Annotated in this window: 21 protein-coding genes; 5 read left to right on the top strand and 16 right to left on the bottom strand. The window is 70.3% G+C overall.

All coding sequences use genetic code 11. The features are described 5' to 3' along the window. Window positions 1-4: 4 nt before the first annotated feature. Window positions 5-574 carry a hypothetical protein gene (locus AB0M95_RS31705; protein ID WP_363772485.1) on the top strand — a complete coding sequence of 190 codons (570 nt, stop codon included), beginning with the start codon at window positions 5-7 and terminating at the stop codon, window positions 572-574. Next, on the top strand, window positions 571-1,860 hold the full coding sequence (locus AB0M95_RS31700) for a ThiF family adenylyltransferase (protein ID WP_363772482.1): 1,290 nt from the start codon (window positions 571-573) through the stop codon (window positions 1,858-1,860). Before AB0M95_RS31705 ends, AB0M95_RS31700 begins: the two co-directional genes overlap by 4 nt. A 239-nt stretch (window positions 1,861-2,099) precedes the next feature. Here AB0M95_RS31700 and AB0M95_RS31695 read toward each other — a convergent pair whose 3' ends face one another. The 9 genes from AB0M95_RS31695 to AB0M95_RS31655 all read right to left on the bottom strand — a co-directional run bounded on the left by AB0M95_RS31695 (window position 2,100) and on the right by AB0M95_RS31655 (window position 12,454). After that, window positions 2,100-3,377 (bottom strand): thymidine phosphorylase, encoded by a 1,278-nt coding sequence (locus AB0M95_RS31695; protein ID WP_363772479.1) that lies wholly within the window; start codon window positions 3,375-3,377, stop codon window positions 2,100-2,102. A 124-nt stretch (window positions 3,378-3,501) separates the two neighbouring features. Then, window positions 3,502-3,915 (bottom strand): cytidine deaminase, encoded by a 414-nt coding sequence (locus AB0M95_RS31690; protein ID WP_358524877.1) that lies wholly within the window; start codon window positions 3,913-3,915, stop codon window positions 3,502-3,504. Window positions 3,916-3,949: 34 nt separating this feature from the next. Beyond that, entirely contained in the window at window positions 3,950-5,218 is a 1,269-nt protein-coding gene (locus AB0M95_RS31685; protein WP_363772476.1) for an ABC transporter permease, read from the bottom strand. Next, window positions 5,215-6,414: an ABC transporter permease gene (locus tag AB0M95_RS31680; RefSeq protein ID WP_363772473.1), complete on the bottom strand. Its 1,200-nt coding sequence runs from the start codon at window positions 6,412-6,414 to the stop codon at window positions 5,215-5,217. The genes AB0M95_RS31685 and AB0M95_RS31680 overlap by 4 nt, the downstream gene beginning before the upstream one ends. After that, a complete protein-coding gene (locus tag AB0M95_RS31675) occupies window positions 6,411-8,045 on the bottom strand; it encodes an ABC transporter ATP-binding protein (protein ID WP_363772470.1) in 1,635 nt (544 codons plus the stop codon). Before AB0M95_RS31675 ends, AB0M95_RS31680 begins: the two co-directional genes overlap by 4 nt. Before the next feature lie 301 nt (window positions 8,046-8,346). Further along, window positions 8,347-9,423, bottom strand: coding sequence for a BMP family ABC transporter substrate-binding protein (locus tag AB0M95_RS31670; RefSeq protein ID WP_363772468.1), 1,077 nt, complete (start codon window positions 9,421-9,423; stop codon window positions 8,347-8,349). A 220-nt stretch (window positions 9,424-9,643) separates the two neighbouring features. Then, window positions 9,644-10,882: an amidohydrolase gene (locus tag AB0M95_RS31665; protein ID WP_363772465.1), complete on the bottom strand. Its 1,239-nt coding sequence runs from the start codon at window positions 10,880-10,882 to the stop codon at window positions 9,644-9,646. Continuing rightward, entirely contained in the window at window positions 10,869-12,050 is a 1,182-nt protein-coding gene (locus tag AB0M95_RS31660; RefSeq protein ID WP_363772462.1) for a glutamate--cysteine ligase, read from the bottom strand. Before AB0M95_RS31660 ends, AB0M95_RS31665 begins: the two co-directional genes overlap by 14 nt. Before the next feature lie 191 nt (window positions 12,051-12,241). Then, entirely contained in the window at window positions 12,242-12,454 is a 213-nt protein-coding gene (locus AB0M95_RS31655) for a hypothetical protein (RefSeq protein ID WP_358524896.1), read from the bottom strand. Window positions 12,455-12,564: 110 nt separating this feature from the next. On the opposite strand from AB0M95_RS31655, the gene AB0M95_RS31650 reads away from it, so the two are divergent. Continuing rightward, window positions 12,565-13,728, top strand: a complete 1,164-nt coding sequence (locus AB0M95_RS31650) for a D-alanyl-D-alanine carboxypeptidase (protein ID WP_363772459.1) — start codon at window positions 12,565-12,567, stop codon at window positions 13,726-13,728. Window positions 13,729-13,735: 7 nt separating this feature from the next. Here AB0M95_RS31650 and AB0M95_RS31645 read toward each other — a convergent pair whose 3' ends face one another. The 3 genes from AB0M95_RS31645 to AB0M95_RS31635 all read right to left on the bottom strand — a co-directional run bounded on the left by AB0M95_RS31645 (window position 13,736) and on the right by AB0M95_RS31635 (window position 17,206). Next, complete coding sequence (locus AB0M95_RS31645) at window positions 13,736-14,677, bottom strand: YihY/virulence factor BrkB family protein (protein WP_363772456.1); 942 nt, start codon at window positions 14,675-14,677, stop codon at window positions 13,736-13,738. Window positions 14,678-14,803: 126 nt separating this feature from the next. Then, window positions 14,804-15,808, bottom strand: coding sequence for a tryptophan--tRNA ligase (gene trpS, locus AB0M95_RS31640; RefSeq protein WP_363772454.1), 1,005 nt, complete (start codon window positions 15,806-15,808; stop codon window positions 14,804-14,806). A gap of 84 nt (window positions 15,809-15,892) precedes the next feature. Next, window positions 15,893-17,206, bottom strand: coding sequence for a hemolysin family protein (locus AB0M95_RS31635; protein ID WP_363772452.1), 1,314 nt, complete (start codon window positions 17,204-17,206; stop codon window positions 15,893-15,895). Window positions 17,207-17,360: 154 nt separating this feature from the next. Between AB0M95_RS31635 and galE the strand changes: the two genes are divergently transcribed. Next, on the top strand, window positions 17,361-18,323 hold the full coding sequence (gene galE / locus AB0M95_RS31630; RefSeq protein ID WP_363772449.1) for a UDP-glucose 4-epimerase GalE: 963 nt from the start codon (window positions 17,361-17,363) through the stop codon (window positions 18,321-18,323). A gap of 69 nt (window positions 18,324-18,392) precedes the next feature. Here galE and AB0M95_RS31625 read toward each other — a convergent pair whose 3' ends face one another. Both AB0M95_RS31625 and AB0M95_RS31620 read right to left on the bottom strand, forming a co-directional pair. Then, window positions 18,393-19,088 (bottom strand): hypothetical protein, encoded by a 696-nt coding sequence (locus tag AB0M95_RS31625; protein ID WP_363772446.1) that lies wholly within the window; start codon window positions 19,086-19,088, stop codon window positions 18,393-18,395. Between the two features lie 467 nt (window positions 19,089-19,555). Continuing rightward, window positions 19,556-21,073 carry an MDR family MFS transporter gene (locus AB0M95_RS31620; RefSeq protein ID WP_363772443.1) on the bottom strand — a complete coding sequence of 506 codons (1,518 nt, stop codon included), beginning with the start codon at window positions 21,071-21,073 and terminating at the stop codon, window positions 19,556-19,558. 91 nt (window positions 21,074-21,164) lie between these two features. Here AB0M95_RS31620 and AB0M95_RS31615 point away from each other — a divergent pair, with 91 nt between their 5' ends. Further along, on the top strand, window positions 21,165-21,731 hold the full coding sequence (locus AB0M95_RS31615) for a PadR family transcriptional regulator (RefSeq protein ID WP_363772440.1): 567 nt from the start codon (window positions 21,165-21,167) through the stop codon (window positions 21,729-21,731). On the opposite strand, the gene AB0M95_RS31610 is transcribed toward AB0M95_RS31615, so the two are convergent. Further along, complete coding sequence (locus tag AB0M95_RS31610; RefSeq protein ID WP_363772437.1) at window positions 21,732-23,663, bottom strand: serine/threonine-protein kinase; 1,932 nt, start codon at window positions 23,661-23,663, stop codon at window positions 21,732-21,734. Between the two features lie 221 nt (window positions 23,664-23,884). Then, window positions 23,885-25,102: an NADP-dependent isocitrate dehydrogenase gene (locus AB0M95_RS31605; protein WP_363772434.1), complete on the bottom strand. Its 1,218-nt coding sequence runs from the start codon at window positions 25,100-25,102 to the stop codon at window positions 23,885-23,887. Between the last annotated feature and the right edge of the window lie 8 nt (window positions 25,103-25,110).

The following is a 25,110-nucleotide window of genomic DNA, read 5'->3' as shown; positions in this document are numbered from 1 at the left end:
CGTCGTGAAGAACAGCGCCAGCGCGCCGGTTACGTGGTGGCAATGCGAGCCTCGCCGCCTAGCGCGTGACCAGTCCGAAATACGCGAGCGGTTTCCCGACCTTGAATGGCGACCGGACGGTGCGGGCGAGTGGCGGGGCTTGCTGCCTCGCTGGCCGTTCACCCGTCCGGAACCTCAGGGTCTTGCCGAGATGATCGGACTCAGAGGGCTGAAGGTCGCCGTGCTCTACGGCCATGCGTATCCCATGGTTCCCCCAGCCATCCATCCGCTCGACCCAGAGCCGGACCTGCTGATGCGGACGGACCAGCGCTGGCATGTCATGGGCGATGGGCGTTTGTGCCTGTTCCAGGACGACGCTACGTGGACCGGGCGGGACTCCGTAGTGGAACTGCTGCTCAAGGCAGCTGGGTGGCGCGTCGAATTCGAGCTGATGCAGCGCGGTGCTATCGAAAGGATGACCGTGAACGGCATAGTTGACGACCCTCAACTAGATCATCTTCTCGCTAGGGCCGCAGTCCAGGAGCCCGTCACCTCTGACAACTCGACATCCGGTACTGGTCAGCTTCTCTCGTGAATCCGTTGATCATCTTGGTCCCGCAGGAAGCCGCCGCCCGTATCCGCAGCAGCGGCCCCTGGGGAATGGTCACATTTAAGGTTTCCGACGCCGAGAACGCTGGGTACGTGTACCAGATCTCGTCCGGGCCGACGACCGCTCTATTGCCAGTAGGGATCAAACCGGGACGGATCCACTTCCTGCACGCCGGGGATATTCGTCATGGTGGATTGTGGTATCGGGTAGATCCCGAACTACACGGGGTGTGGTATGCCTGCCGCCGGTCCAATACGTCGCTGACGCTCAACGGTTTCAAGTCCACTATCACGTCAGGATTCAAAAATCCCGGAGAGTCTGGATATATCACAATCACCTACGCGCCGGGTGTCGCTGAACGTTTCCCCAATGTGGACGTCCCGGATCTCGTGGCCTGGTACGTCTCGAACGAAGGTGTGACACCCCTCGATACTGAATGTGAGCCTCCGGTTTATGGCAATGCCCAACTGATTCCCCACTGGCCGTTGAAGGATCTGACACCGACCACGATCGTGCTTGTCGGATTAGGCAGTATCGGCGGTGCGGCAGCGCACGCACTCGCCTCATACGGGGTGGGCAGGCTGATCCTGGTCGATCCTGACCGGTTGCGGTGGAGCAACCTCGTCCGCCACGTCAGCGGCCCCTCCCATGTCGGCCGGCTAAAAGGCTCCGCACTCCGCGCCGACCTCGAACTTCTCCGACCGGAGACCGAGGTCATCTCATATCCGGTCGACGCGGTGGTCAACGCCCACCTGATCCGGCCGCTGCTTGCTCGGGCAGACCTGGTGGTGTGTACAGCTGATGGGGTGGCACCGCGCCGTGTGATCAGCCATCTCGCAAGGCGAGCACGTATCGACGCCATTCTCGCCTGCGTCCTTGAGGACGGCGGCCTCGGCGAGTTGCTGCGGCTGCGGCCGTGGAAGGACCACGGCTGCTTGGTCTGCCAGCGCCAAGCGCTCCGCAGCGTGGGAGGCATTGACCCTGAGCCAGCCATCGACGCCGGGTATGGCACCGGAACACTCCACCGACCAATGACCGCCGTCGGTGGCGATCTGCATCTCGTCGGCCAACTCGCGGCCAAAGCGGCGGTGGCCACTATCCTGGAGCGCCACGGTTGGGCCGACCAGAAACTGCCCGGCGAACACGCCATTTTCTCCCTGCGGCCCCAGCCGGACTGGGCACCCCCCTTCAACCTGAACCGTGCCGGAAACATCCGGTGGCGTCCAGCAGCCCCACCCGTGGTGGGTTGCCCCACCTGCGAGGAGCCATGACGTAGAGCCCGGCAGTTCAGCAGGGGCACTATCTTCCGATCCTGCGGTAGCCATTCGAGACATTGCGCCTGCCGATAATGTCATCCGCCCAGATCATGGCCTTGGCCATGGCTTCGCCTCACGTATGTGATCTCCGGCCGTCAGCGAGGGAGGGGAGTACATCCAGGCGGTGGGAGTGCTCGCTCACCAGCGGCTACCGGGCACCGAGTCTGCCCGATCAGCCGACACGGTAGCTCCCATTAGGCGGTGATGCGGTCGATTACCAGAGGCAGGAGGGTCGGGTCGGGGGCGTCGGCGACCTCGTAGGCGCCGTCGAGGGCCTCGAGGGCGCGGTCGAAGCGGCCGGCGTCGTCGGCGTGCAGCGTCATCAGGGGCCGGCCCTCGTGGACCGTGTCCCCGGGCTTGGCGTGCAGGGTGATGCCGGCGCCGAAGGACACCGCGTCCTCCTTACGGGCGCGGCCGGCGCCGAGCCGCCACGCCGCCAGCCCGACCCCGTAGGCGTCGAGCCTGGCCAGGACCCCGGAGGCGGGGGCCGTGACCTCGTGGGTCTCGGGGGCCTTCGGCAGCGCGGCGTCCGGGTCGCCGCCCTGGGCGGTGATCATGCGGCGCCAGGCGTCCATGGCGGAGCCGTCCTTCAGGGCGGTCTCCGGGTCCTTGCCGGACATTCCGGCGGCGGCGAGCATCTCGCGCGCGAGCCGCACGGTCAGCTCGACCACGTCGGACGGGCCGCCGCCCGCGAGCACCTCGACGGACTCCTCGACCTCCAGGGCGTTGCCCACGGCGAGGCCGAGTGGGCGGTCCATGGCGGTGAGCAGGGCGATCGTCGCCACGCCGTGGTCGGTGCCGAGGTCGACCATCGTGCGCGCCAGCTCGCGAGCCGTCTGGACGTTCTTCATGAACGCGCCCGAGCCGACCTTGACGTCGAGCACGAGCGCGCCCGTACCCTCGGCGATCTTCTTGGACATGATGGACGAGGCGATCAGCGGGATCGACTCGACGGTGCCGGTGACGTCGCGCAGCGCGTACAGCTTCTTGTCGGCGGGGGCGAGCCCGTCTCCGGCCGCGCACACGACCGCGCCGGCCTCGCGCAGGACGCCGAGCATCTCGTCGTTGGACAGGGACGCCCGCCAGCCGGGGATGGACTCCAGCTTGTCCAGGGTGCCGCCGGTGTGTCCGAGGCCGCGCCCGGAGAGCTGGGGGACGTACGCGCCGCAGGCGGCGACCAGCGGGGCCAGCGGCAGCGTGATCTTGTCGCCGACGCCGCCGGTCGAGTGCTTGTCGGTGGTCGGCCGGTCGAGCCCCGACCAGTCCATGCGGGAGCCGGAGCGGATCATGGCCTCGGTCCACCGGCCGATCTCCTCCCGCTCCATGCCGTTGAGCAGGATGGCCATGGCGAGCGCGGACATCTGCTCGTCTGCCACCTCGCCGCGCGTGTAGGCGTCGACCACCCACGCGATCTGCTCGGCCGAGAGCGCGCGGCCGTCCCGCTTGGTGACGATGACGTCGATCGCGTCCATGGACTACTGACTCCCCGGAACGGTGAACGGTGGTGGAAAGGCGGATATCGGACGAGATACCCGCCGCAAGACATCAAGGGCGGGGCACCCAGGCGGCACGCCCAGGAACCCCGAACGGGGCGGGTCAGGCGCCGCGCGAGAGGTCGTCGGGGCCGAAGGCGAACGGCAGCAGATCGGCCAGCCTCCACGGTCCCTCAGGGGTCTCCACGAGCAGTTCGGGCCCGCCGTGCTCGAACAGGAGCTGGCGGCAGCGCCCGCAGGGCATGAGCAGCTCGCCGTGGCCGTCCACGCAGGTGAACGCCACGAGCCGCCCACCGCCTGAGGCGTGCAGCGCGGAGACCAGTCCGCACTCGGCGCACAGGCCGAGGCCGTAGGAGGCGTTCTCGACGTTGCAGCCGGTCACCACGCGCCCGTCGTCCACGAGCGCGGCGGCGCCGACCGGGAACTTGGAGTACGGCGCGTAGGCACCCGCCATGGCGTCGGTGGCCCGCTCGCGCAGCGCGTCCCAGTCGATTTCGTCCGGTGTCACGTCGCTCACGTTATCCCTCCGGGTTTCACGCGCACGCGGCAGGTCACTTGGCCTGGCCCTTGCGGTACGGCACGCCGTCCGCCGCCGGCATGCGCAGCCGCTGGGAGGCCAGCGACAGCACGAGCAGCGTGGTCAGGTGGGGGGTGAACGAGGTGAACTGCTCGGGCACCGTGTCGGTCATCGCGAACACGACGAACACCGCGACCGCGAAGACGGCGGTGATCAGCGCGGCCCAGGTGCGGTTCTGCCGGACGAGCTGGTAGACGGCGAAGCCCGCGAGCATGATCGCCACCACCAGCAGCAGGGCGTGGACGGACGTGCCGCCCTGGCGCAGCTGCAACGCGTCGGTGTAGCCGAACAGCAGCGCGCCGCCGGCGAGCCCTCCGGGACGCCAGTTGCCGAAGATCATGGCCGCCAGGCCGATGAAGCCACGGCCGCCGGTCTGGCCCTCTCGGTAGATGCCCGCGGCGACCATCGACAGGAACGCGCCGCCGAGCCCGGCCAGCGCGCCGGAGATCACGACCGCGACGTACTTGTAGAAGTAGACGTTGACGCCCAGTGACTCGGCCGCGACCGGCCGCTCGCCGCAGGAGCGCAGCCGCAGCCCGAACGCGGTGCGCCACAGCACGTAGAAGCTGATCGGCACCAGCAGCACGGCGACGATGGTGAACAGCGAGACGTCCTGGGTGATGCCGCGCAGCACGCCGGCCAGGTCCGACACCAGGAACAGGTGGCGGTTCTCCAGGTCCAGCAAGGGGCCGCCGATGCCGGGCACGCTGACGTCGGCCACCGCCGGGATGCGCGGCGACTGGGTCTCGCCGCCGCCCTTCATGCCGGTGAAGACCAGCTTGGAGAGGTACTGGGTGGCGCCGAGGCCGAGGATGTTGATGGCGACGCCGGAGATGATGTGGTCGACGCCGAAGGTGACGGTCACCACGGCGTGCAGCAGGCCGCCGAGCGCTCCGCCGATGGCGCCGGCGAGCACGCCGCCCCACGTGCCGAAGGTGAGGGCTCCCCAGGCGCCGCACCAGGTGCCGAGGATCATCATGCCTTCGAGGCCGATGTTGACCACGCCGGACCGCTCGGACCACAGGCCGCCGAGCGCGGCGAGGCCGATGGGCACGGCGAGGCCTACGGCGGCGCCGATCGTGCCGCCGGAGGTGATGTCGCCCGCGCCGGTCACGACGCGGGCGATGGACATCATGACCAGCAGGGCGAGCAGGCCGAGCAGCAGGATCTGCCAGTTCCGGCGGGGGCGGCGGGCGCCGGGGGGTGCCGGGGCCGTCGCGGGGGCATCGGAGACGGTGGTCACGCCTTCGCTCCTTCCTCGGACGCGGAGTCGGACTCGGAGTCGGACTCGGAGCGGGACGCGGAGCCGGAGCCGGGCGCGGAGGAGGACTCCGCGGAGAGCTGGCGGCTCACCCGGTGCTGCTCGGCGGTCGTGCGGTATCGGTGGACCAGCTCGTAGGCGATGATGACCGAGAGCACGATCGTGCCCTGCATGATGGTCACGATCTCCTTCGGAATGCCCTCCAGGTCGAGGATTTCCGAGGAGTTGTCGAGGAAGCTCCACAGCAGCGCGCCGATCGCGATGCCGACCGGGTTGTTGCGTCCGAGCAGGGCGATGGCGATGCCGGTGAAGCCGAGCCCGGTCGGGAAGTCCAGGCTGTAGCTGTAGGACGCGCCGAGCAGCTGCGGCATGCCCACGAGCCCGGCCGCCGCGCCCGAGATGATCATCGTGACGAGCACCATCTTCTTGACGCTGACGCCGCTCGCGACCGCGGCCGACTCCGAGCGGCCGGTGGCGCGCATGTCGAAGCCGAAGCGGGTCCAGTTGAACAGCACGTAGTAGGCGACGCCGAGCAGGACCGCGACCACGGCGAACCCGAAGACCTTGGCCTGGGTGCCGGGGATGAGGGCGAACCCAGGGAACTGGCCGGACGGCGGGATCGGCTTGGTGCCGATGTTGTTGCTGCCGGACACGGCCACGGCGAGCCGGTCGGTGGTGAGCAGCCAGGCGCCGACGCCGGTCGCGATGGCGTTCAGCATGATCGTGGAGATGACCTCGCTGACGCCGCGGGTGACCTTGAGCAGCCCGGCGATGGACGCCCACAGGCCGCCGACGGCCACGGCGACCAGGATGGTGACGCCGACGTGCAGCGGGGCCGGGAGCACCAGCGCGCCGCCGACGGCCGCCGCGATCAGTGCCGCCAGCCGGTACTGGCCGTCGACGCCGATGTTGAACAGGTTCATCCTGAAGCCCACGGCGACGGCGAGCGCGGAGATGTAGTAGGTCGTGGCCAGGTTGATGATGTTGACGATCGTGCGGGACTGCGTGCCGTAGTCCACCAGCAGCCGCAGCGTCTCCAGCGGCGGGTTGCCGGTGAGCGCCAGGATGATCGAGGTGATGACGCCGGCGAACACGATGGCGAGGAGCGGGGCGGCGAGCGCCAGCAGGCCGCCGAGCCTGACCTTGCCGAGCAAACGGTCGGTGAAGGACGAACTCATGCTTCCTCCCCGGCGCCGGTCGCGGCCGGGCCGAGCTGCTCGGGGGCGGGTGTGTCGCGGTCGCCGCCCGCCCCGGCGCCGGTCATGGCCGAGCCGAGCCGTTCGGGGGTGACGTCGGCGGGGTCGACGTCGGCCACCATGCGCCCGCGCAGGATCACCTTCAGGGAGTCCGACAGGCCGATCAGCTCGTCCAGGTCGGCCGAGATGAGCAGGACGGCGAGCCCGGCGGCGCGCGCGGCCCGCAGGTGGTCCCAGATGGCGGCCTGGGCGCCGACGTCCACGCCGCGCGTGGGGTGGCTGGCGATGAGGACGACGGGGTCGCCGCTCATCTCCCGCCCGACGATCAGCTTCTGCTGGTTGCCGCCGGACAGGGCGGCGGCGATGACGTCGATGCCCGGGGTGCGGACGTCGTAGGAGTCGACGATCCGCTGGGTGTCGGCCCGGGCGCCGGCCCGGTCGATCCAGGGCCCCTTGACGTTGGGCTTGCGGGTCTGGTGGCCGAGGATGCGGTTCTCCCACAGCGGGGCATCCAGCAGCAGGCCGTGCCGGTGGCGGTCCTCGGGGATGTAGCCGATGCCGCCCTCGCGCCTGCGCAGCGTGGACCAGGCGGAGATGTCCTGATCGCCCAGCGTGATCACGCCCTCGGCCGGGCGCATGCCCATGATGGCCTCGACGAGCTCGGCCTGGCCGTTGCCCTCGACGCCGGCGATGCCGAGCACCTCGCCCTTGTGGATCTCGAAGGAGACGTCGTCCACGATCGGCCGCCCGCCGTCCCCGCGCACGGTCAGGCCGCGTACGGCCAGCGCGACGTCGGGGGTGACGGTGGACTCGCGGGTCTCGGGGCTCGGCAGTTCGCTGCCCACCATGAGCTCGGCCAGCCGCCGCGCCGTGACGTCCTTGGGGGTGACGCCGGCGACGGTGGTGCCGCGCCTGATCACCGTGATGGCGTCGGCGACCGAGAGCACCTCGTCCAGCTTGTGGGAGATGAAGATGATGGTGAGGCCCTCGCGGACCAGGCCGCGGAGGTTGTCGAACAGCTCGTCGACCTCCTGGGGCACCAGCACGGCGGTGGGCTCGTCCAGGATGAGGATGCGGGCGCCCCGGTAGAGCACCTTGAGGATCTCCACCCGCTGCCGCGCGCCGACGCCGAGGTCCTCGACGAGCGCGTCGGGGGTGACGCCGAGGCCGTAGGCGTCGGAGATCTCTTTGATCTTGCGGCGGGCCGCGGCGAAGTCGATGGCGCCGCCGAACCTGCGCGGCTCGCTGCCGAGGATGATGTTCTCGAGGACGGTGAGGTTGTCCGCCAGCATGAAGTGCTGGTGCACCATGCCGATCCCGGCGGCGATGGCGTCGGTCGGCGTGCGGAAGTGGACCGGCGCCCCGTTGACGCGGATCTCCCCCTCGTCCGGCCGCTGCATGCCGTAAAGGATCTTCATGAGCGTGGACTTGCCGGCGCCGTTCTCGCCGACGATGGCGTGAACGTGCCCGCGCCGGACGCTGAGGCGGATGTCGCGGTTGGCGACCACGCCGGGGAACCTCTTGGTGATCCCCTCCAGCTCGACGGCGAGCTCGATGCCGGGATCGGCGGTGCTGGCCGAAGAAGTCGAGGTGCTGATGGCGGCCTCCTCCATGCGGATGGCCTCGTTGGCGGACGGATGGGCCTCGTGGGCGTGCCGGTCGGCCTGGTCGGCGGTACCAGGGCGGTACTGGGCGGTAACTGGGGCGGAGCACGGGGGTGCGGGGCGGAACAGGCGGGATCGGGTCCGACCACGTGAGCGTCTCAAGGCCGCGGCCGGGCACGCTCGCGTACGGGGAGCCTCCTGGAGCACCGGCTCGCCTTGTGGACGGACACGACCCCCGGGCGGGCGGTACCGACGGTAGCCGAGGGGGCCCGGTAGTACGGCCACCGGGCCCCCTGGCTCGTTCAGCGCGTCACTGGGAGGGAACCGTGATCTCGCCGTTGACGATCTTCTGCTTGTACTCGTCGAGCTTGGCCTTGATGTCGTCGACCTGGCCGCCGGTGGTCGAGTAGTCGACGCCGCCCGCCTTGAGGTCGTAGGTGGTCGCGCCGGCCTTGACCGTGCCGTCCACGAAGCTCTTGAGGAAGTCGAACACCGCGACGTCGACCTTCTTGAGCATGGAGGTCATGATGACGTCGCGCACGCTCGGGTCGGCCGTGAGCGCCTGGTCGGAGTCGACGCCGATGGCCTTGGCGCCGGCCGCCTTGGCGGCCTCGAAGACGCCGCCGCCCGAGCCACCGGCCGCCTGGTAGACGATGTCGGCGCCGGCGTCGTACATGCCCTGCGCCGCGGTCTTGCCCTTGGCCGGGTCGTTGAAGCCACCGAAGTCCGGCGGCTGGGTGAGGTACTTGACGTCGACCTTGATGTCCGGCTTCACGGCCTGGGCGCCCTTGGTGTAGCCGACCTCGAACTTCTTGATCAGCGGCACCTGGACGCCGCCGACGAAGCCGATGTGGCCCTTCTTGGACTTCAGGGCCGCGGCCGCGCCGACCAGGAAGGAGCCCTCGTTCTCGGCGAAGACCAGGTTGGAGATGTTCGGCCCGGCCGCGGCGTCGTCGATGATCGCGAACTTGGTGTCGGGGAACTCGCCGGCGACCTTCTTGATCGCGTCAGAGTAGGCGAAACCGACCGCGATGATCGGGTTGTGCCCGGTCTGGGCGAGCAGGCGCAGGCGCTGCTCCTTCTGCGCGCCCGTCTCGCCGGGGCTGGCCTCGAGCTCCTTGGTCTCAGAGATCTTGAGCTCGGCCTTGCCCTTCTCCAGGCCCGCCGCGGCGGCGTCGTTGAACGACTGGTCGCCCCGGCCGCCGATGTCGTACGCCAGGCCGACCTTGGGGCCCCCGGCCGCGGGGGCCGAGCTCGCCGCGCTCGACGTCCCGGGCGTCGCGGTGTCCGTGCCGGTGTCGCTGCTGCCACCGCAGGCCGCGACGGCCATGAGCATGGCCCCCGCCGCCGCCGTGGCGGCCAACTTGCTTGCGTGATCGCGGAGCAAGGTGACTCCTTCCGTGTCTTCGCCGTCCAACTCGTGTGCACGCGCGAAGGAACGCACGGCAACCCTGCACGGAAGATAGTTGTTCGCCCGGTGTTGACCAAACCGCAGCCCGGGTCCGAAATAGGTCCGTTATGCAGCTCAGTCCGCCCTGTGACCTGCGAAACCACGCGATCAGGCACCGGGGGCGCCGTATACGGGCCCCCGGTGGACCTGGCCGGGCTCAGGCGGTGACGGGCTCGGCTGCCTCGGCGGCGGGCGCGCGGGCACCGTCCCACAGCGCGGTGAGCGCGGTTGCGGCCAGCACGCCCACACCGACGCCGATGCACTTCTCGTCGACGTCGAAGGTGCCCTGGTGGATGTCGATGCGGCGGGTGTCGCCGGGCGTGCGCACGCCGAGCCGGGCGTACGCGCCGGGGACCGACTCCAGGTACCACCCGAAGTCCTCGCCGCCGAGCGACTGGGGGGTGGGGACGGCGGCGTCGGGGCCGAGCACCTGGCCCGCGGCGTCACGCAGCATGTGGACGCTGGTCGCCTCGTTGATGGTGGGGGGGACGCCGCGAATGTAGTTCATCTCGGCCTCGACGCCGTAGGCGATGGCCACCGAGTCCAGCAGGGACTTGAACAGGTCGGGGGCCTCGTGCCACGCCTGCTCGTCCAGGCAGCGGATCGTGCCCTCGGCCACGCCGTCGTCGGGGATGGCGTTGGCGACCGAGCCGGCCTGCACCCGTCCCCAGACCAGCGACAGCGACACGCGGGGGTCCACACGCCGGCTCAGCGCGGCGGGCAGCTCGGTGACGATCTTGGCGAGGGCGAAGACCAGGTCGGCGGTGAGGTGGGGGCGGGCGGTGTGGCCGCCGGGGCCGGCGACCCGGACGGTGACCTTGTCGCAGGCGCCGGTGATCGGGCCGACGCGCAGGCCGAGCCGCCCGACCTCCAGCCGGGGGTCGCAGTGCAGGCCGAAGATGCGGTCGACGCCGTTGATGCCCCCGGCCTCCAGCACGCGCAGCGCGCCGCCGGGCATGACCTCCTCGGCGGGCTGGAAGATCAGGCGGACCCGCCCGGGGAGCAGCCCGGCCGCCGCCTGCCCGGCGAGGAACAGGCCGGTGCCGAGGACGATGGCGGTGTGGACGTCGTGGCCGCAGGCGTGGCAGACGCCGGGGACCGTCGAGCGGTAGGGGACGTCCTTCTCGTCCGGGAGGGGAAGCGCGTCGATGTCGGCGCGCAGCGCGACGGTGGGACCGTCGCCGCTGCCGATGTCGCAGATCAGGCCGGTACCCCGCGGCAGCGTCACCGGCGTCAGGCCGGCCTCGGTGAGCCGCTCCGCGATGCGCTCGGTGGTGCGGTGCTCGACGAACCCGAGCTCGGGGTGAGCGTGAAGGTCGCGCCGGAAATCTATGAGAGGGCCCTCATGGACCCTCAGGAAAGCGTCGAGCTCCCCCCGTAGATCACGTGCCAGCATGGCCGATCGCCCCGTTCGACATCCTCAGATTTGTGGTGACGAAGCGGTCCTCCGCGAGCTCGACGAGCGTGGCGTCCACGATGTCGTCAAGAGTGCCGCCTCCGGAAAGAATCGCGCGCTGGCGCTCGCAGGAGTTGCCCTGCTCCAGCACGTCTGACACGACGGCGAGTTCGTCGGCACAGCCGAGCCGCTCGGACATCGGCGCCAGCTCGCGCGTCAGCTCGTACAGCATGTCGCGGACGGGCGCGGTGGTGCCGTTGTCGTCGGTGATGACCGTGGCGTCCAGGCCGTAGCGGGTGGCGCGCCACTTGTTGTCGCGCACGACCCACGGAGCGGGGTGCGGCAGGCGGTAGCCCCGGTCGAGCTGCTGATCGAACTGCTGGATCAGACACTGCGACAACGCCGTCACCATCCCGACCTCTCGGAGCGTCGGTATACCGTCGAACATTCGAATCTCAATCGTGCCGAAGTCAGGGTGTGGCCGGATATCCCACCACACCTCTTTGATGCTTTTGATGGTCCCCGCGCGCTTCAGGGTGTCCATGTACTCTTCGAACTCCGCCCAGTCGGCCAGCGTCTGTGGCGGCCCGGCGGTGGGCAGCGCGCCGAAGACGATGGCCCTGCTGGAGGCGAGCCCGGTGTCTTGGCCGCCCCAGTACGGGCTGGAGGCCGTCAGCGCGAGGAAATGCGGCAGGTAGGCCGCAAGTGCGTTGACGATGGGGATGACTTTATCCCTTTCCCGCACCCCGACGTGGACGTGTACGCCAAATGTTTGGATCCTCCATGCCAGCCACTGCATCTCTTCGACCAGCTCTGCGTACCTCTGGACCGGTGCGTAGACCGCGTCGCGCCAGTCGCTGATGGCGTGCGTGCCGGTGCAGGCGAGGGACATCCCCCGCGGCTCGACGACCTGGCGCACGCGCTCGATCGTCCGCCGGAGGTCCTCGACGGCCTCCGACGCGGTGTGGCAGACGTCGGTGATGATCTCGAGCTGGGACTGCATCAGCTCGTGCATCACCTTGGGCCGGGGGCTCTCGCTCAGCTCGGGGATCGCCTCGAGTACCTGGCGGGCGTCCTGGCGGAGACGTCTCGTGCGTCTGTCGACAAGTTGGAGTTCCCATTCGACGCCCAGCGTCGGGCCGCGCGATGGATTGAACTCGATTGTCACGGCACGCCTCCAAGGCAATGGTCTCAGGCCGAGTTTCCGCTACGCAGCGGAATCGGCCAACCCGTAGGGTTACCCCAGTACTCCGTCACTTGCGGTTTTCCGGGCGTCGGCTACCAAAGCGGAGACGGCACCCATGCAAGCATGGTCAACCGCAAAATGGTCGTTAACCATCTCTGCCCGCGCAGGAGGGCTTATATGCCGCGTTCACGTCCGGCGGCACGCCAGGCACGCCAGCCGAGGGCCGCGACCACCAGGGCCAGGATCAGATTCACCGCGATCAGAATGCCGTGCACCACGTAGAAGGCCGTGGGGTGGCCGTCGGCCAGGTTGAAGCCGAGGTTGATCCACTCGAAGACCATGAATGCGGCCAGGGCCAGGAGGAACGCGGCGACGCGTCGGGTCATCTTCACCTCCTTCATGGTACCGCCACGCTTCCTGACCAGCACCTTCGCGATCTTTGTCGTGTCTTGCCCCATGCGAAAAGCGACAAAGCTACAGTGAGTTCCCTATGGGGATGAAGCACGTAGCAGTAGCGACCACGCTCATCGGGGGACTCGCGTTCGTCACCCCGGCCCACGCGCGCGCCGCCTCCGACGACGGCACGCCCATCGGCGGCGTCATGCTGGGACAGCGCGGCATCATCGTCGGCGCTGTCGGCGCGGGCGGGGCGGGCGGCGCGGGCGCCAAGCCACTACCCAAGAGCGAGGCGTCCTCCTTCCTGGTCGCCGACGCCGAGACCGGCGAGATCCTCGCCGCCAAGGACCCCCATGGACGGCACGCGCCCGCCAGCACCCTGAAGATCCTCACGGCCGTCACCCTCATCCCCCGCCTGGACAAGAACAAGATCATCAAGCCGAGCCAGGACGCGTGCAACATCGAGGGAAGCGCCGTCGGCCTCACCCCGAACAAGATCTACAAGGTGCACGACCTGCTCCGCGCGCTGATGATGGTCTCCGGCAACGACGCCGCCGTGGCGCTCGCCGAGGCCAACGGCGGCCTCGCGCGCACCCTCACCGACATGAACGCCGAGGCCAAGCGGCTCCAGGCCCTCGACACCGTCGCCAAGACGCCGAACGGCCTGGACCAGCCCGGCCAGAGCAGCTCGGCCTACGACCTGGCCCTGATCGCCCGCGCGGGGCTCGCCGGCGCCGACTTCCGCGAGTACGTCGGCACCAAGATCGCCAAGTTCCCCGCGCCCGAGGGCAAGCACTACGAGATCGCCAACCACAACAAGCTGCTCGGCAAGTACCCCGGCATGATCGGGGTCAAGAACGGCTACACGACCAAGGCGCTCGGCAGCTTCGTCGGCGCCGCCCGCCGCGACGGCCACACGATCATCGTCTCGGTCATGCGCCACGAGGGGTCGTTCTGGAACGAGGTGCAGGAGCTGCTCGACTGGGGCTTCGCCGCCCGCGGCAAGGTGCAGCCCGTCGGCACGCTGGTCTCCCCCGTCCCGAAGGTCAAGCCCACCAAGCCCGTCGGCGGCCCCGCAAAGGTGACCCCGGCGCCCGCCAAGCCCGTCGAGGCCGCGCACGACTCGCCGGTCGTGGGCATCGGGGCCCTGGTGGTCGCGGTCGGGCTGCTCGGCGGCGCCGCCTGGGTCGTGTACGGCGTGCGCCGGCGCTCCCGGCCGGGCGGGCCGCCCGCCCGTACCGGCGACGAGAGCCTGACCCCCTGACGTTCGGTCACTCGTACCCGCCGGTCGGGGCCGGGGTGGGCTCGGGCGGCGGCGCACCGCCGGCGGTGGACGTCCATGCCGCGACGTACAGCGCCCAGCGCGCCGACAGGTTGATCCAGATGAGCAGGCCGACGACCACGGCGAACGCGCCGTAGATCGGGTTGGACAGGGTGTGCGAGAGCAGGAGCGTCGCGACCTGCTTCAGCACGCCGAACCCGATCGCGCCGAGCAGCGCGCCCTCGAGCAGGTACCGCCACGGCTGGCGGATCCTGGCCAGCCAGCACAGGATGATCAGGAAGACCAGCATGTCCGCGCCGACGCTGATCAGCACACCGGCGGCCCGCACCAGCACGGTCCCGAGCAGCGAGTCCTGCGCCCCGAACCAGCCGAGGACCGTCCCCGTGGCCTGCGCGGTGAAGCCGCCGACCAGCACCGACAGCACGAGCGTGAGGCCGATCATCACGAGGCCCGCCAGATCGCGCAGCCGGGCCGCGAACCAGTTCATCGGCGGCTCGCAGCTCACGCAGATCTCGTGCAGGGCGTCGCGCAGCGCGTCCACGGCCCCGATGCCCGCGTAGGCCAGGCCCAGCAGGCCGATGACGCCCGCCCCGGCGCGGGCCTCGGCGAGCTGTTTGATCTGGAGCTGTCCGGCCAGCCCGGGAAGCTGCCGGTTGATCGCGGCCTCCAGGGTGTTCAGCGCGTCCGGGTTGACCGCGAAGAAGTACCCGAACACGGCGAAGGCCAGCGCCATGAGCGGGAAGAACGACAGGAACGCGAAGTACGTGACCGCGCCCGCCAGCCGGTCGCCCCGCAGGCTCTGGTAGCGGTGGAACGTGCGGATCAGATGGTCGAGCCAGGGCCAGCGGACGCGGGACAGCTCGGTCCGGATCCTGCCCCACTCTTTGACGGCCTCGACGCGCCGCATGAGCCCGGCCCACACGCTCCCCATCCTGGCCACCTACCCAGCAGGCGTACGGTATGCGGACAGGCACGGTCATCGGACGGGGAAGAAACCCCGCCCCTGACCTTCATGACGTTGCTGTCCAAGAACGTCACGAAGGTCGGGAAAGGCGGCTCAGAGCTGGGGGAGGAACCCCACGCGCTCGCGGACGGCCTCCATGGTCTGGCGCGCGATCGCCGAGGCGCGGCGGGCGCCGACGGCGAGCAGCCGGTCGAGCTCGGCCTCGTCCGCCAGGAGCTTCTCGGTGCGCTCGCGGATCGGCGCGAAGGCGTCGATGACGACCTCGGCGACGTCCTTCTTGAACGTGCCGTAGCCCTGGCCCTCGTAGCGCTTCTCAAGGTCGGCGATCGACGTGCCGGTCAGCACGGACTGGATGCGCAGCAGGTTGGTGACGCCCGGCTTGTTCACTTCGTCGGCGACGACCTCCGAGCCGGTGTCGGTCACCGCGCGCATGATCTTCTTGCGCAGCGGGCCCGGCTCCTCCAGGACGTCCAGGATGCCCTGCGGGCTGGAGGACGACTTGGACATCTTGGCCAGCGGGTCCTGGAGGTCGGCGATGCGCTCGACCTCCTTCACGATGTAGGGCTCCGGGACGGTGAACGTCTCGCCGTACCGGCTGTTGAAGCGCTGCGCGAGGTCGCGGGTGAGCTCGACGTGCTGCTTCTGGTCCGCACCCACCGGCACCTGGTCGGCCTGGTAGATCAGGATGTCCGCCGCCTGGAGGATCGGGTAGGTGAACAGGCCCACCCCGGCGGAGCTCTCGCCGAACTTGGCCGCCTTGTCCTTGAACTGCGTCATGCGGGCGGCCTCGCCCATGCCGGTCTGGCAGATGAGGATCCACGCCAGCTCGCTGTGCTCGCGGATGTGGCTCTGCACGAACAGCGTGCTGCGCTCGGGGTCGATACCGGCGGCGAAGAGCTGGGCGGCCGAGACGCGGGTGCGGCGCCGCAGTTCGGCGGGCGCCGGGTGCACCGTGATCGCGTGCAGGTCGGCGATGAAGATGAAGTTGTCGTGGGTCTCCTGCATGCCGACCCACTGGCGCACGGCGCCGAGGAAGTTGCCGAGGTGGAACGAGTCGGCGGTGGGCTGGATGCCGGAGAGAACACGAGGTCTGGCCATAGCACACAATTGTGTCAGGATCCGGGGGCGCCGTGTGACGCGGCGCCCCTCAGCCGTCGGCGGACCCGCCCGTCCCGGCGCCCCTCAGTCGTCGGCGGTCTCCGGCGGCTCGGCCGTGACCATCCGCCTGATCACCCGCACCCGGGCCACCCGGCGGCCGTCCATCTCGGTGACGACCAACGTGTATCCGGGCCCCTCCACCCGCTCCCCCAACCCGGGCAGGTGGCCGAGCGCGGCCATGATGTAGCCGCCGAGCGTCTCGTACGGCCCTTCCTGCAGCCGGATGCCGGTCTCGCCCGCGAAGTCGTCCAAGTTGGTCAGGCCCTCGATCTCGATCTCGCCCGCCACCAGGCGCACGGACTGCCCGTCGGTGTCGTACTCGTCGCGGATGTCGCCGGTGAGCTGCTCGACCAGGTCCTCCATGGTGACGATGCCGGCCGTGCCGCCGTACTCGTCCACGACGATGGCCAGGTGCTGCCCGTCGTCGCGCATCTCGGTGAGCGTGGCCAGCACCCGCTTGCTGGCGGGCAGCAGCTTGACCGGCCGGATGGGCACCAGCTCGCTGATCGGTTCGATGCGCCCGGTGAGCACCGGGTCCAGCAGGTCGCGGACGTGGACGAACCCGACGATGTCATCGTAGGAGTCGCGGTAGACGGGGAAGCGGGAGTGCGGCATGGCCGCGGCCAGGATCGCCGCCTCGGCGAGCGGCGTGTCGGCGGCCATGAACTCCACCTCGGTGCGCGGCAGCATCACCTCGCGCAGGTGGCGCTTGCCGGCGGTGAAGACCTCGTCGATGAGGTCGCGCTCGTCCTTGGTGAGCTCCTGGTGGCCGACGACCATGTCGCGCAGTTCCTCGGTCGTCATCGCGGCGCGGTCGGCGTGGGGGTTGCCGCCGAGCAGGCGCACGACGCCGTCGGTCGACTTGGACAGCACCCAGATCACCGGCCGGGACAGCGCGGCCATGCGGTCGAGGAGGGGCGCCACCAGCAGGGACAGCCCTTCGGCGCGCTGGCGGGCCAGGCGTTTGGGGGCGAGCTCGCCGAGCACGAGGGTGACGTAGGAGATGGCGAGGGTCACCACGACCAGTGACAGCGGGCGCGCGGTGGGCGCGGGCAGCCAGGATCCGGCCAGGAGCGGTTGGAGCTGGCCCGCGAGGGTGTCCGCGCCGACGGCGGCGGACAGCACGGTGGCCACGGTCATGCCGATCTGCACGGCGGACAGGAAACGGTTGGGATCACGGGCCAGCTTGGCGACGCGCGAGCCGCGCCGCCCCTCGTCCGCCAGCCTGCGGACCTGGCTCTCGCGCAGCGAGACCATGGCCATCTCGGCCGCCGCGAAGAACCCGCCGATCAGTACCAAGACCAGGACGAGGACGATATTAGCCGCGACGTTGTGCACGTCGATCGATGTCCGTTCACACGAGACTCACACGATGATCTGTCAGCGTACCTGTTGAAGCGCCTGCCGCTCGTGTCCGGAGGTGCATAAGCGGGGCAAAGGCCCTACACTTTCAAACAACATCAAACACAATCGAACGGGAAGGAACAGTCACGTGAAGTTGCTCGTCACCGGGGGCGCGGGCTACATCGGAAGCGCCGTGGCCACCCAGCTCGTCGAGGCCGGTCATGAGGTTACCGTCCTGGACGACCTCTCCACCGGTCACGCCGACGCGGTCCCCCCGGGCGCGTCCTTCGTCGAGGGCTCGATCACCGAGGCGGGCAAGGCGCTCTCCCCCGCCTTCGACGGCGTGCTGCACTTCGCCGCGCGCTCGCTGGTCGGCGAGTCGGTCCAGAAGCCCGGCCTGTACTGGGAGGGCAACCTCGGCGACGCGCTGGCCCTCCTGGACGCCATGCGCGAGAACGGGGTGCGGCGCATCGTCTTCTCCTCCACCGCGGCGACCTACGGCGAGCCCGAGAGCACACCCATCGTCGAGACCGACCCCACCCGTCCCACCAACCCCTACGGCGCCTCCAAACTGGCGGTCGACACGGCCCTCACCGCGTACGCGGGCCTGCACGACCTCGGCGCCGTCAGCCTGCGCTACTTCAACGTGGCCGGCGCCCACACCGCCGCCGACGGGCGCGTGTACGCCGAGCGGCACGCCGTCGAGACCCACCTCATCCCGAACGTGCTCGCCGTCGCGCTCGGCCGCCGCCCGTCGGTGAGCGTCTTCGGCACCGACTACCCCACCCCGGACGGCACCTGCGTGCGGGACTACATCCACATCACCGACCTCGCGCGGGCCCACCTGCTGGCCCTGGACGCCTGCCGTCCCGGCGCGCACGCCATCTACAACCTGGGCAGCGGCACGGGCTTCTCGGTACGGGAGGTGCTGGAGGTCTGCCGTGAGGTGACCGGGCACGCGATCCCCGCCGAGTTCGCCGAGCGCCGTCCCGGCGATCCGGCAGTGCTGGTGGCGTCCTCCGAGCGCATCCGGCGCGAGCTGGGCTGGGAGGCCGAGCACACCGGCCTGCGCACCATCGTCGCCGACGCTTGGGCCGCCCTCACCCGCTGACACCCGGGCTACCCGCCGCCGTCCAGGGCACCGGGGTCACCGGTGCCCCCGGTCTCCTCCCCGGCGTCCTCAGCGCCGCCGGCCTGGCCCCGGACGGGCGGCCGGCCGTGCCGCGCGCGCCCGCCACGAGTCCTTGCCGCCCGCCGCCCTGGTGGTCTTCCCGCCCGCCGCCGCCTTGGCCGGGGCGCGCCGCCCGGGCCGCGCGCGGTGGCCGGGCGAGAGCCGCACGGGCGGGCCCGCCCCCTCGGCGACCTGCGTGACGACCTCGGCACGGTTGTCGGCCTCGTTCTCGTCGACCACCTCGGAGGTCAGGACGGCGGACGCGCGCAGCGGCCCCCGGGCGCCCGGCCGGACCACCCCGAGGACGGTGACCGCGCCGGTGCCCCCCGCCCGGATGTCCACGGGCGACGGGCACACCACCTCATTGCCGACATGATTGCCCGCATGGTTCTTGCCCCGCCCTGCGCCCGGCCGGCAGCTCGCCACGTTGACCGCGGCGATCTCGACCTCATCCGGGATCTTGATCGTGAGCACGGGCAGGACGGCGTCGCCCGGCCCGGCGTTGCGCACCCTCACCTGGTACGCCAGCCACCGCCCCGGCTGGGCGACGCGCGGCGAGACGGTCATGCGCACCGACAGATCGGCCCCTCCCCAGAGGCGGGAAACCGGCAGGGACGAGGCGTTCGCCACCACCGGGGCGGCGGTGACCCCGGTGATGAGGAAGAGGACGAGACCGGCGGCGACGCCCGTCGAGAACAGACCCATTACTGTGCGACCCCCAAGCGTTTCGTGATCAATTCAACGCCGTGGGGCTCGCGCCCCGCCCGCCCGACACGCGCTTCCCCGTCCAGGTCAACCCCACAGGAGGGCAAAGTTCGCGCACCGCCTCCGTCCGGGCGAGGGAGATCGTCCCCTCCCGGACCACCCGGCGCGCCCTCCCTGACCGGGCTACCGGATTCGTCCGTAGTGCTCCGGTCTTCAGGCCGGGGGTGAAGCGGATTCTCCCGCGTAGCGGGGCAGGGAAAGCCGATCCGCCGCTATGGCGGATCGGCGTCTGTTAGCCTGCTCGCGTCAGGTACCGCCGGATGGGCGGGAACGGAGCCCTTGGGTTCGAAAGCCTGTGGAGACCCGGTAAGACCACTTCGGTGGCGCAGGTCGGTGAAGCAGGAAGCCGCAGAAGTGCCGCACGTGCGGCACAGGCTGAATCTCCGGGATTCATGCCGGAGAGCGCGTCAATCGACGGCGGCGGGCATGGGCGCGCCCCGCCTGGGCGTGACCGTGTTGTTCGGCAGGAAGATCAGCGCCACGAGCGCGACGGCGGCCCCGATCGCCGCCAGCCACGGGATGACCGTCGCCGCCGCGGCGGCGTGCGCGTCCGTCAGCGCGTGGTGGGCGGTCGCCTGCTCGCGGACGACCGAGGTGTAGACGGTCCCGGCGATGGCCAGGGCCACCGAGCCGCCGATCTGGCGGAAGAACGTGAGGTTCGCGCTGGCCGTCCCGATGTGGGCGGGCGGCACGGAGTACTGGACGGCGACCGTCAGGCCCGACAGCATCGGGCCGACACCGAGGCCGATCAGCGCCATCCAGCCCACCAGCGCCCACGACGGCGTGTCCACCTCCAGGCCCGCGCACAGCACGGCCCCCGCCACGCCGAAGAACGGCGCGGCGAGCAGCCACGGCTTGTACCGGCGGGTCTTGCTGATCAGCGCGCCGGTGAGGACGCTGCCGGCGAGCATGGCGAGCATCAGCGGGTAGATGTGCAGGCCCGAGGCCGTCGCGCTCTGGCCCTGCGCCTCCTGAAAATAGCGCGGCAGGAAGACCGCCCCGGCGTACAGGCAGGACGCGGTGCAGAACGAGGCGATGTTGCCGATCGTGTAGGTGCGGCTGCGGAACAGCTCCAGCGGGATGATCGGCTGCACGGCCCGCCGCTCGACCAGGACGAACGCCACCAGCAGCACCGCCGCCGCGAGCAGCGGGCCGATCACGGGGGCGCTGGTCCAGGTGTGGTCGTCCAGGCCGCGCTCGGTCAGGCCGATGAGCAGGGAGCTGATCGCGGCGCTGAACACCGCGATGCCCAGGTAGTCGGGGCGCGACCCGCCGCTGCCGGGCACGCGGGGCAGGCGCCGGACGATGATCGCCAGCAGCACCAGGCCGATGGGGATGTTCACGTAGAACGCCCAGCGCCAGCTCGTCTGGTCGGTGAAGACTCCGCCGAGGAAGGGCCCGGCGATGTAGCTCGCCGCCATCACGCCGCCGAGCGCGCCCTGCACCCTGCCGCTCTTCTCCGGCGGGAACAGGTCGGCGACCAGGGCCAGGGACAGCGGCAGCAGCGCGCCCGCGCCGAGCCCCTGGACGCCGCGGAAGGCGATGAGCTGGCCCATGTCCTGGGCGAGGCCGCTCAGCACGGACCCCAAGAGGAAGACCGTCACGCCGATGAGCAGCAGCGGCTTGCGCCCGTAGACGTCCGAGAGCCTCCCGTACAGGGGGACCGTCACCGTCGAGGTGAGCAGGTAGGAGGTCACGACCCAGGTGTAGAGCCCGCCGGCCCCGCCGAGTTCGGCGGTGATGCGCGGCAGGGCCGTGCCCACGATCGTCTGGTCGAGCATCGCCAGGAACATGCCGCCGAGGACGGCGAACAGCAGCAGCCCGTTGCCCTTCGCCCCTTGTGCCGCGGTCCCCTGTGCCGCGCCGGCGACCGATTCGCCGCGCACGTCCGCCGGGGCCGCGGCCGCCGGTCCGGTCATCGTCATGTCGCCCTCTCAAGGCCGTTTGATGTCTGAGCAAACATGTAGAAGATGACATGTCTAGCCAGACATGTCAATCCTTGAGTACGATGACGTCATGTCTCTTCGCGTCGCCCTCCTCGGCCTGCTGACGTACGCGGGACCGGCCAGCGGATACGACCTGACCAAGGCGTTCGAGCGGTCGATCAACTACGTCTGGCAGGCGGGGCACAGCCAGATCTATCCGGAGCTGGCGAAGATGGCGGCCGACGGCCTGATCACGGTCGAGGCCCAGGGCACGCGCGGGCGCAAGACCTACACGATCACGCGGGAGGGGTCGGACGAGCTGCGCCGCTGGCTCACGGAGCACACCCCCTCGGGGCCCGTGCGCAGCGAGAGGGCGCTCCAGGCCTTCCTGCTCCCGCTGCTGGAGCCGTCCGACGCCCTCACCGTCCTGCGGAGGGTCGAGGCGGACGCGACCGCCAGGCTCCGCGAGCTGGAGGAGCTGTTCGCCTCCGCGAGGGATCTCGGCGCCGAGCCGGGAAACGTCGGCGACTTCGCCCTCGACCTCGGCATCAAGAACACCCGCACGACCGTGGCCTGGGCCAGGGCCGCCGCCGAGACCATCGAGGCCACCACGAGGACGGCCGGCGACGGCGGGACGGGCGCCCCGTCCGGCGAGTGATCAGTCGCAGCTCACCGGCGCGGGCATCGCCGTCTCGGGCCTGAAGTGCACCTTCGAGAAGTACTTCTTGAGCAGCGCCTTGGCCGTCCCGTCGGTGTAGAACCGGACGATGGCCGCCCGCACGGCCTTGCACGTCCGGGTGTCGCCCTTCTTGATCGCCACGGCGTACCGCTCGTTCGACAGCTTCGCGCCCAGCACGCGGTAGCGGATGTTCTCGCGGTCGGCGAAGCCCGCCAGCAGCAGGTCGTCGCCGGGGACCGCGTCCACCTTGCCCTCCCGCAGCAGATTCATGCACTCGCTGTAGTGCCCGGCGGGCACCAGCCGCACCTTGACGACGTCCTGCACCATGCCGATCGTGACGCTGGTCGCGGGAGCGCAGAGGTTGCGGCCCTTCAGATCCTCGATCTTGGTGTACGGGTCCCCGTCGCGGACGAGCACGTCCACGTGCGCCGTGTAGTACGGCCCGGCGAAGGTCACCCGGTCGTCGTCGTTGATCGAGTACGTGGCGATCACCAGGTCCGCCGCGCCCTTCTCCAGCATCGGCACCCGCTCGGCCGGGCCGGACTCGCGGAAGGTGACGCCGCTCGCGGGGACGCCGAGCTGCCGGGCGATGTAGGTGCCGAGCTCGACCTCGAACCCGGTCCAGGCACCGCCGCTGCCGAGCGCGATGCCCGGCAGCAGGTTGCGCATGGCGATGGTCAGCTTGTGCGTCTCGGCCGCCTTGTCCGCGACCGATAAGAACGTCCGGGGCGACGTGCTCGCCTTCGCGGTCGGCGTCGCCGCCGGAGGCTTCGGAGATCCGGAACCGGTCAGTCCCAGCTCGGGCCCCCACCGCCGTACGGCCACGGCGCCGCCGCCGGCCAGGACGGCCACCGCGACCGCCGCCGCCAGCCACCGGCCGCCGCGCCTCTTGTCCCGGGGCGGTGGGCCGGCCGCGACGACGACCGGCTCCGGCGGCGCAACGACCGCGCCTCCGTTCCCGCCGTTCCCTCCGCTCGTCTCGGCCCCGCGGGTCCCGCTCGCCCGCCGGTTCCACACGCCCGACAACAGCGTGCGCGCGCCCGTCTCGCGGGCGGCCAGCTCGGCGCCCTGGCTCAGGACGGCGGTGGACGCGCCGGCCTCCTCGGAGTGGCCGAGCAGGCGCAGCAGGATGCGGTCGGCCGTCGGGCGCTCGGCCGGGGCCTTGCTCAGGCACGCGCGCACGACGCCGCGCAGCGGGTCCGGCAGGCCGCTGACGTCCACGTCGTCGTTGAGCACCCGGTTGAGCACGACAGCGATCGAGTTGCCGCCGAACGGCACGTCCCCGGTGGCCGCGAACGCGATCGTCGCCGCCCAGGCGAACACGTCGGCGGCCGGGCCGACCTCGCCGCCGGAGATCTGCTCGGGCGCCATGTACGCGGGCGTGCCGACGGCCCTGCTGGTGATCGTCCCCGTCGAGTCCAGGATGCGGGCGATGCCGAAGTCGACCACGCGCGGGCCGTCGGCGGCCATCAGCACGTTGTCGGGCTTGAAGTCGCGGTGCACGATGCCCGCGTGGTGGATGGCCGTCAGCGCCGTCGCCGTGCCCACCGCGAGCCGCTCCAGCGCGCTGCCCGAGATCGGGCCCGTGGTCTCGACGGTCTGGCGCAGCGGCCGGCCGTCGATGTACTCGCTGGCGATGTACGGGGTGTCGCCGTCGAGGTCGGCGCCGAGGACCCGGGCCGTGCAGAACGAGGCCACCCGCTCGGCGGCCTTGAGCTCGCGGGCGAAGCGCGACCTGGCCGTGCGGTCGCCGCTGAACTTGACGTGCAGCAGCTTGACCGCCGCACGCTCACCCGCCGCGTCCTGGCCGAGGTAGACGACCCCCTGACCGCCCTCCCCGATGCGCCCGGTGAGTTCGAAAGGGCCTAACTGCCGGGGGTCTCCCCGTTCAAGCGGCCCGATTTCCGGCATTCCCCGTCCCGTTGGTTTCGCCAAGTGTCGACCATGAGAACTTTACGACCCCTTGGTGGCTTTACAGGGGGCCGAGACCACGCCGTAACCTCCCGAGTCGTCCCCGCCGAGACACCCCCGGTCGAGACACCCGGGCCGGGCGGGAACACCGGGAACGCCAAGGGCCGCCCGCCGGTACGACGGCGGACGGCCCCTCGTGCGTCACATGGCGGCCCGGAAGATCAGCCGGCCATCTTCTTCTTGAGGTTCTCATCCAGCGCGGCCAGGAAGTCCTGGGTGGTCAGCCACTTGGCGTCGCCGCCCACGAGCAGGGCGAGATCCTTGGTCATCTGACCGCCCTCGACGGTCTCGACGCAGACCTGCTCCAGCGCCTCGGCGAACGCGGTCACCTCGGGCTGGTCGTCCAGCTTGCCCCGGTGGGCGAGGCCGCGGGTCCAGGCGAAGATCGAGGCGATCGGGTTGGTGGAGGTGGGGTTGCCCTTCTGGTGCTCGCGGTAGTGGCGCGTGACCGTGCCGTGCGCGGCCTCGGCCTCGACCGTGCGGCCGTCGGGGGACATGAGGACCGAGGTCATCAGGCCGAGCGACCCGAAGCCCTGGGCGACGGTGTCGGACTGCACGTCACCGTCGTAGTTCTTGCAGGCCCAGACGTAGCCGCCCTCCCACTTGAGCGACGCGGCGACCATGTCGTCGATCAGCCGGTGCTCGTAGGTGATGCCGGCGGCCTCGAACTCGGCCTTGAACTCGGTCTCGAAGACCTCGGCGAAGATGTCCTTGAACCGGCCGTCGTAGGCCTTGAGGATCGTGTTCTTCGTCGACAGGTAGACCGGGTAGTTGCGGGCCAGGCCGTACCGCATGGAGGCGCGGGCGAAGTCGCGGATCGACTCGTCCAGGTTGTACATCGCGAGGGCGACGCCGGGGCCGGGGAAGTCGTAGACGTCCAGCTCGATGGGCTCCGAGCCGTCCTTGGGGGTGTACGTCAGGGTCAGCGTGCCCTCGCCCGGCACCTTGAGGTCGGTGGCACGGTACTGGTCGCCGAAGGCGTGACGGCCGACGACGATCGGCTTGGTCCAGCCGGGCACGAGCCTCGGGACGTTCGACATGATGATCGGCTCGCGGAAGATGACGCCACCGAGGATGTTACGGATGGTGCCGTTCGGCGACCGCCACATCTTCTTCAGGCCGAACTCCTCGACCCGCGCCTCGTCCGGGGTGATGGTGGCGCACTTCACCCCCACGCCGTACTGCTTGATGGCGTTCGCGGCGTCGACCGTCACCTGGTCGTCGGTCGCGTCGCGGTGCTCGATCCCCAGGTCGTAGTACTTGAGGTCGACGTCGAGGTAGGGCAGGATCAACTGGTCCTTGATGAACTTCCAGATGATCCGGGTCATCTCGTCGCCGTCGAGTTCGACGACGGGACCCGCTACCTTGATCTTGGGCATGCTTGGGG

This window comes from Sphaerisporangium sp. NPDC051017, assembly GCF_040683095.1.
Classification (GTDB): domain Bacteria; phylum Actinomycetota; class Actinomycetes; order Streptosporangiales; family Streptosporangiaceae; genus Sphaerisporangium.
This window is presented reverse-complemented; position numbering and strand designations above follow the sequence as displayed.

What these genes read in the sequence shown, in the direction of transcription:
- AB0M95_RS31695 (WP_363772479.1), bottom strand. Translation starts at nt 3,377, where the DNA reads ATGGACGCGATCGACGTCATCGTCACCAAGCGGGACGGCCGCGCGCTC.
- AB0M95_RS31680 (WP_363772473.1), bottom strand. Translation starts at nt 6,414, where the DNA reads ATGAGTTCGTCCTTCACCGACCGTTTGCTCGGCAAGGTCAGGCTCGGC.
- AB0M95_RS31675 (WP_363772470.1), bottom strand. Translation starts at nt 8,045, where the DNA reads ATGGAGGAGGCCGCCATCAGCACCTCGACTTCTTCGGCCAGCACCGCC.
- AB0M95_RS31665 (WP_363772465.1), bottom strand. Translation starts at nt 10,882, where the DNA reads ATGCTGGCACGTGATCTACGGGGGGAGCTCGACGCTTTCCTGAGGGTC.
- AB0M95_RS31655 (WP_358524896.1), bottom strand. Translation starts at nt 12,454, where the DNA reads ATGACCCGACGCGTCGCCGCGTTCCTCCTGGCCCTGGCCGCATTCATG.
- AB0M95_RS31650 (WP_363772459.1), top strand. Translation starts at nt 12,565, where the DNA reads ATGAAGCACGTAGCAGTAGCGACCACGCTCATCGGGGGACTCGCGTTC.
- AB0M95_RS31645 (WP_363772456.1), bottom strand. Translation starts at nt 14,677, where the DNA reads ATGGGGAGCGTGTGGGCCGGGCTCATGCGGCGCGTCGAGGCCGTCAAA.
- trpS (WP_363772454.1), bottom strand. Translation starts at nt 15,808, where the DNA reads ATGGCCAGACCTCGTGTTCTCTCCGGCATCCAGCCCACCGCCGACTCG.
- AB0M95_RS31625 (WP_363772446.1), bottom strand. Translation starts at nt 19,088, where the DNA reads ATGGGTCTGTTCTCGACGGGCGTCGCCGCCGGTCTCGTCCTCTTCCTC.
- AB0M95_RS31620 (WP_363772443.1), bottom strand. Translation starts at nt 21,073, where the DNA reads ATGACGATGACCGGACCGGCGGCCGCGGCCCCGGCGGACGTGCGCGGC.
- AB0M95_RS31615 (WP_363772440.1), top strand. Translation starts at nt 21,165, where the DNA reads ATGTCTCTTCGCGTCGCCCTCCTCGGCCTGCTGACGTACGCGGGACCG.
- AB0M95_RS31610 (WP_363772437.1), bottom strand. Translation starts at nt 23,663, where the DNA reads ATGCCGGAAATCGGGCCGCTTGAACGGGGAGACCCCCGGCAGTTAGGC.
- AB0M95_RS31605 (WP_363772434.1), bottom strand. Translation starts at nt 25,102, where the DNA reads ATGCCCAAGATCAAGGTAGCGGGTCCCGTCGTCGAACTCGACGGCGAC.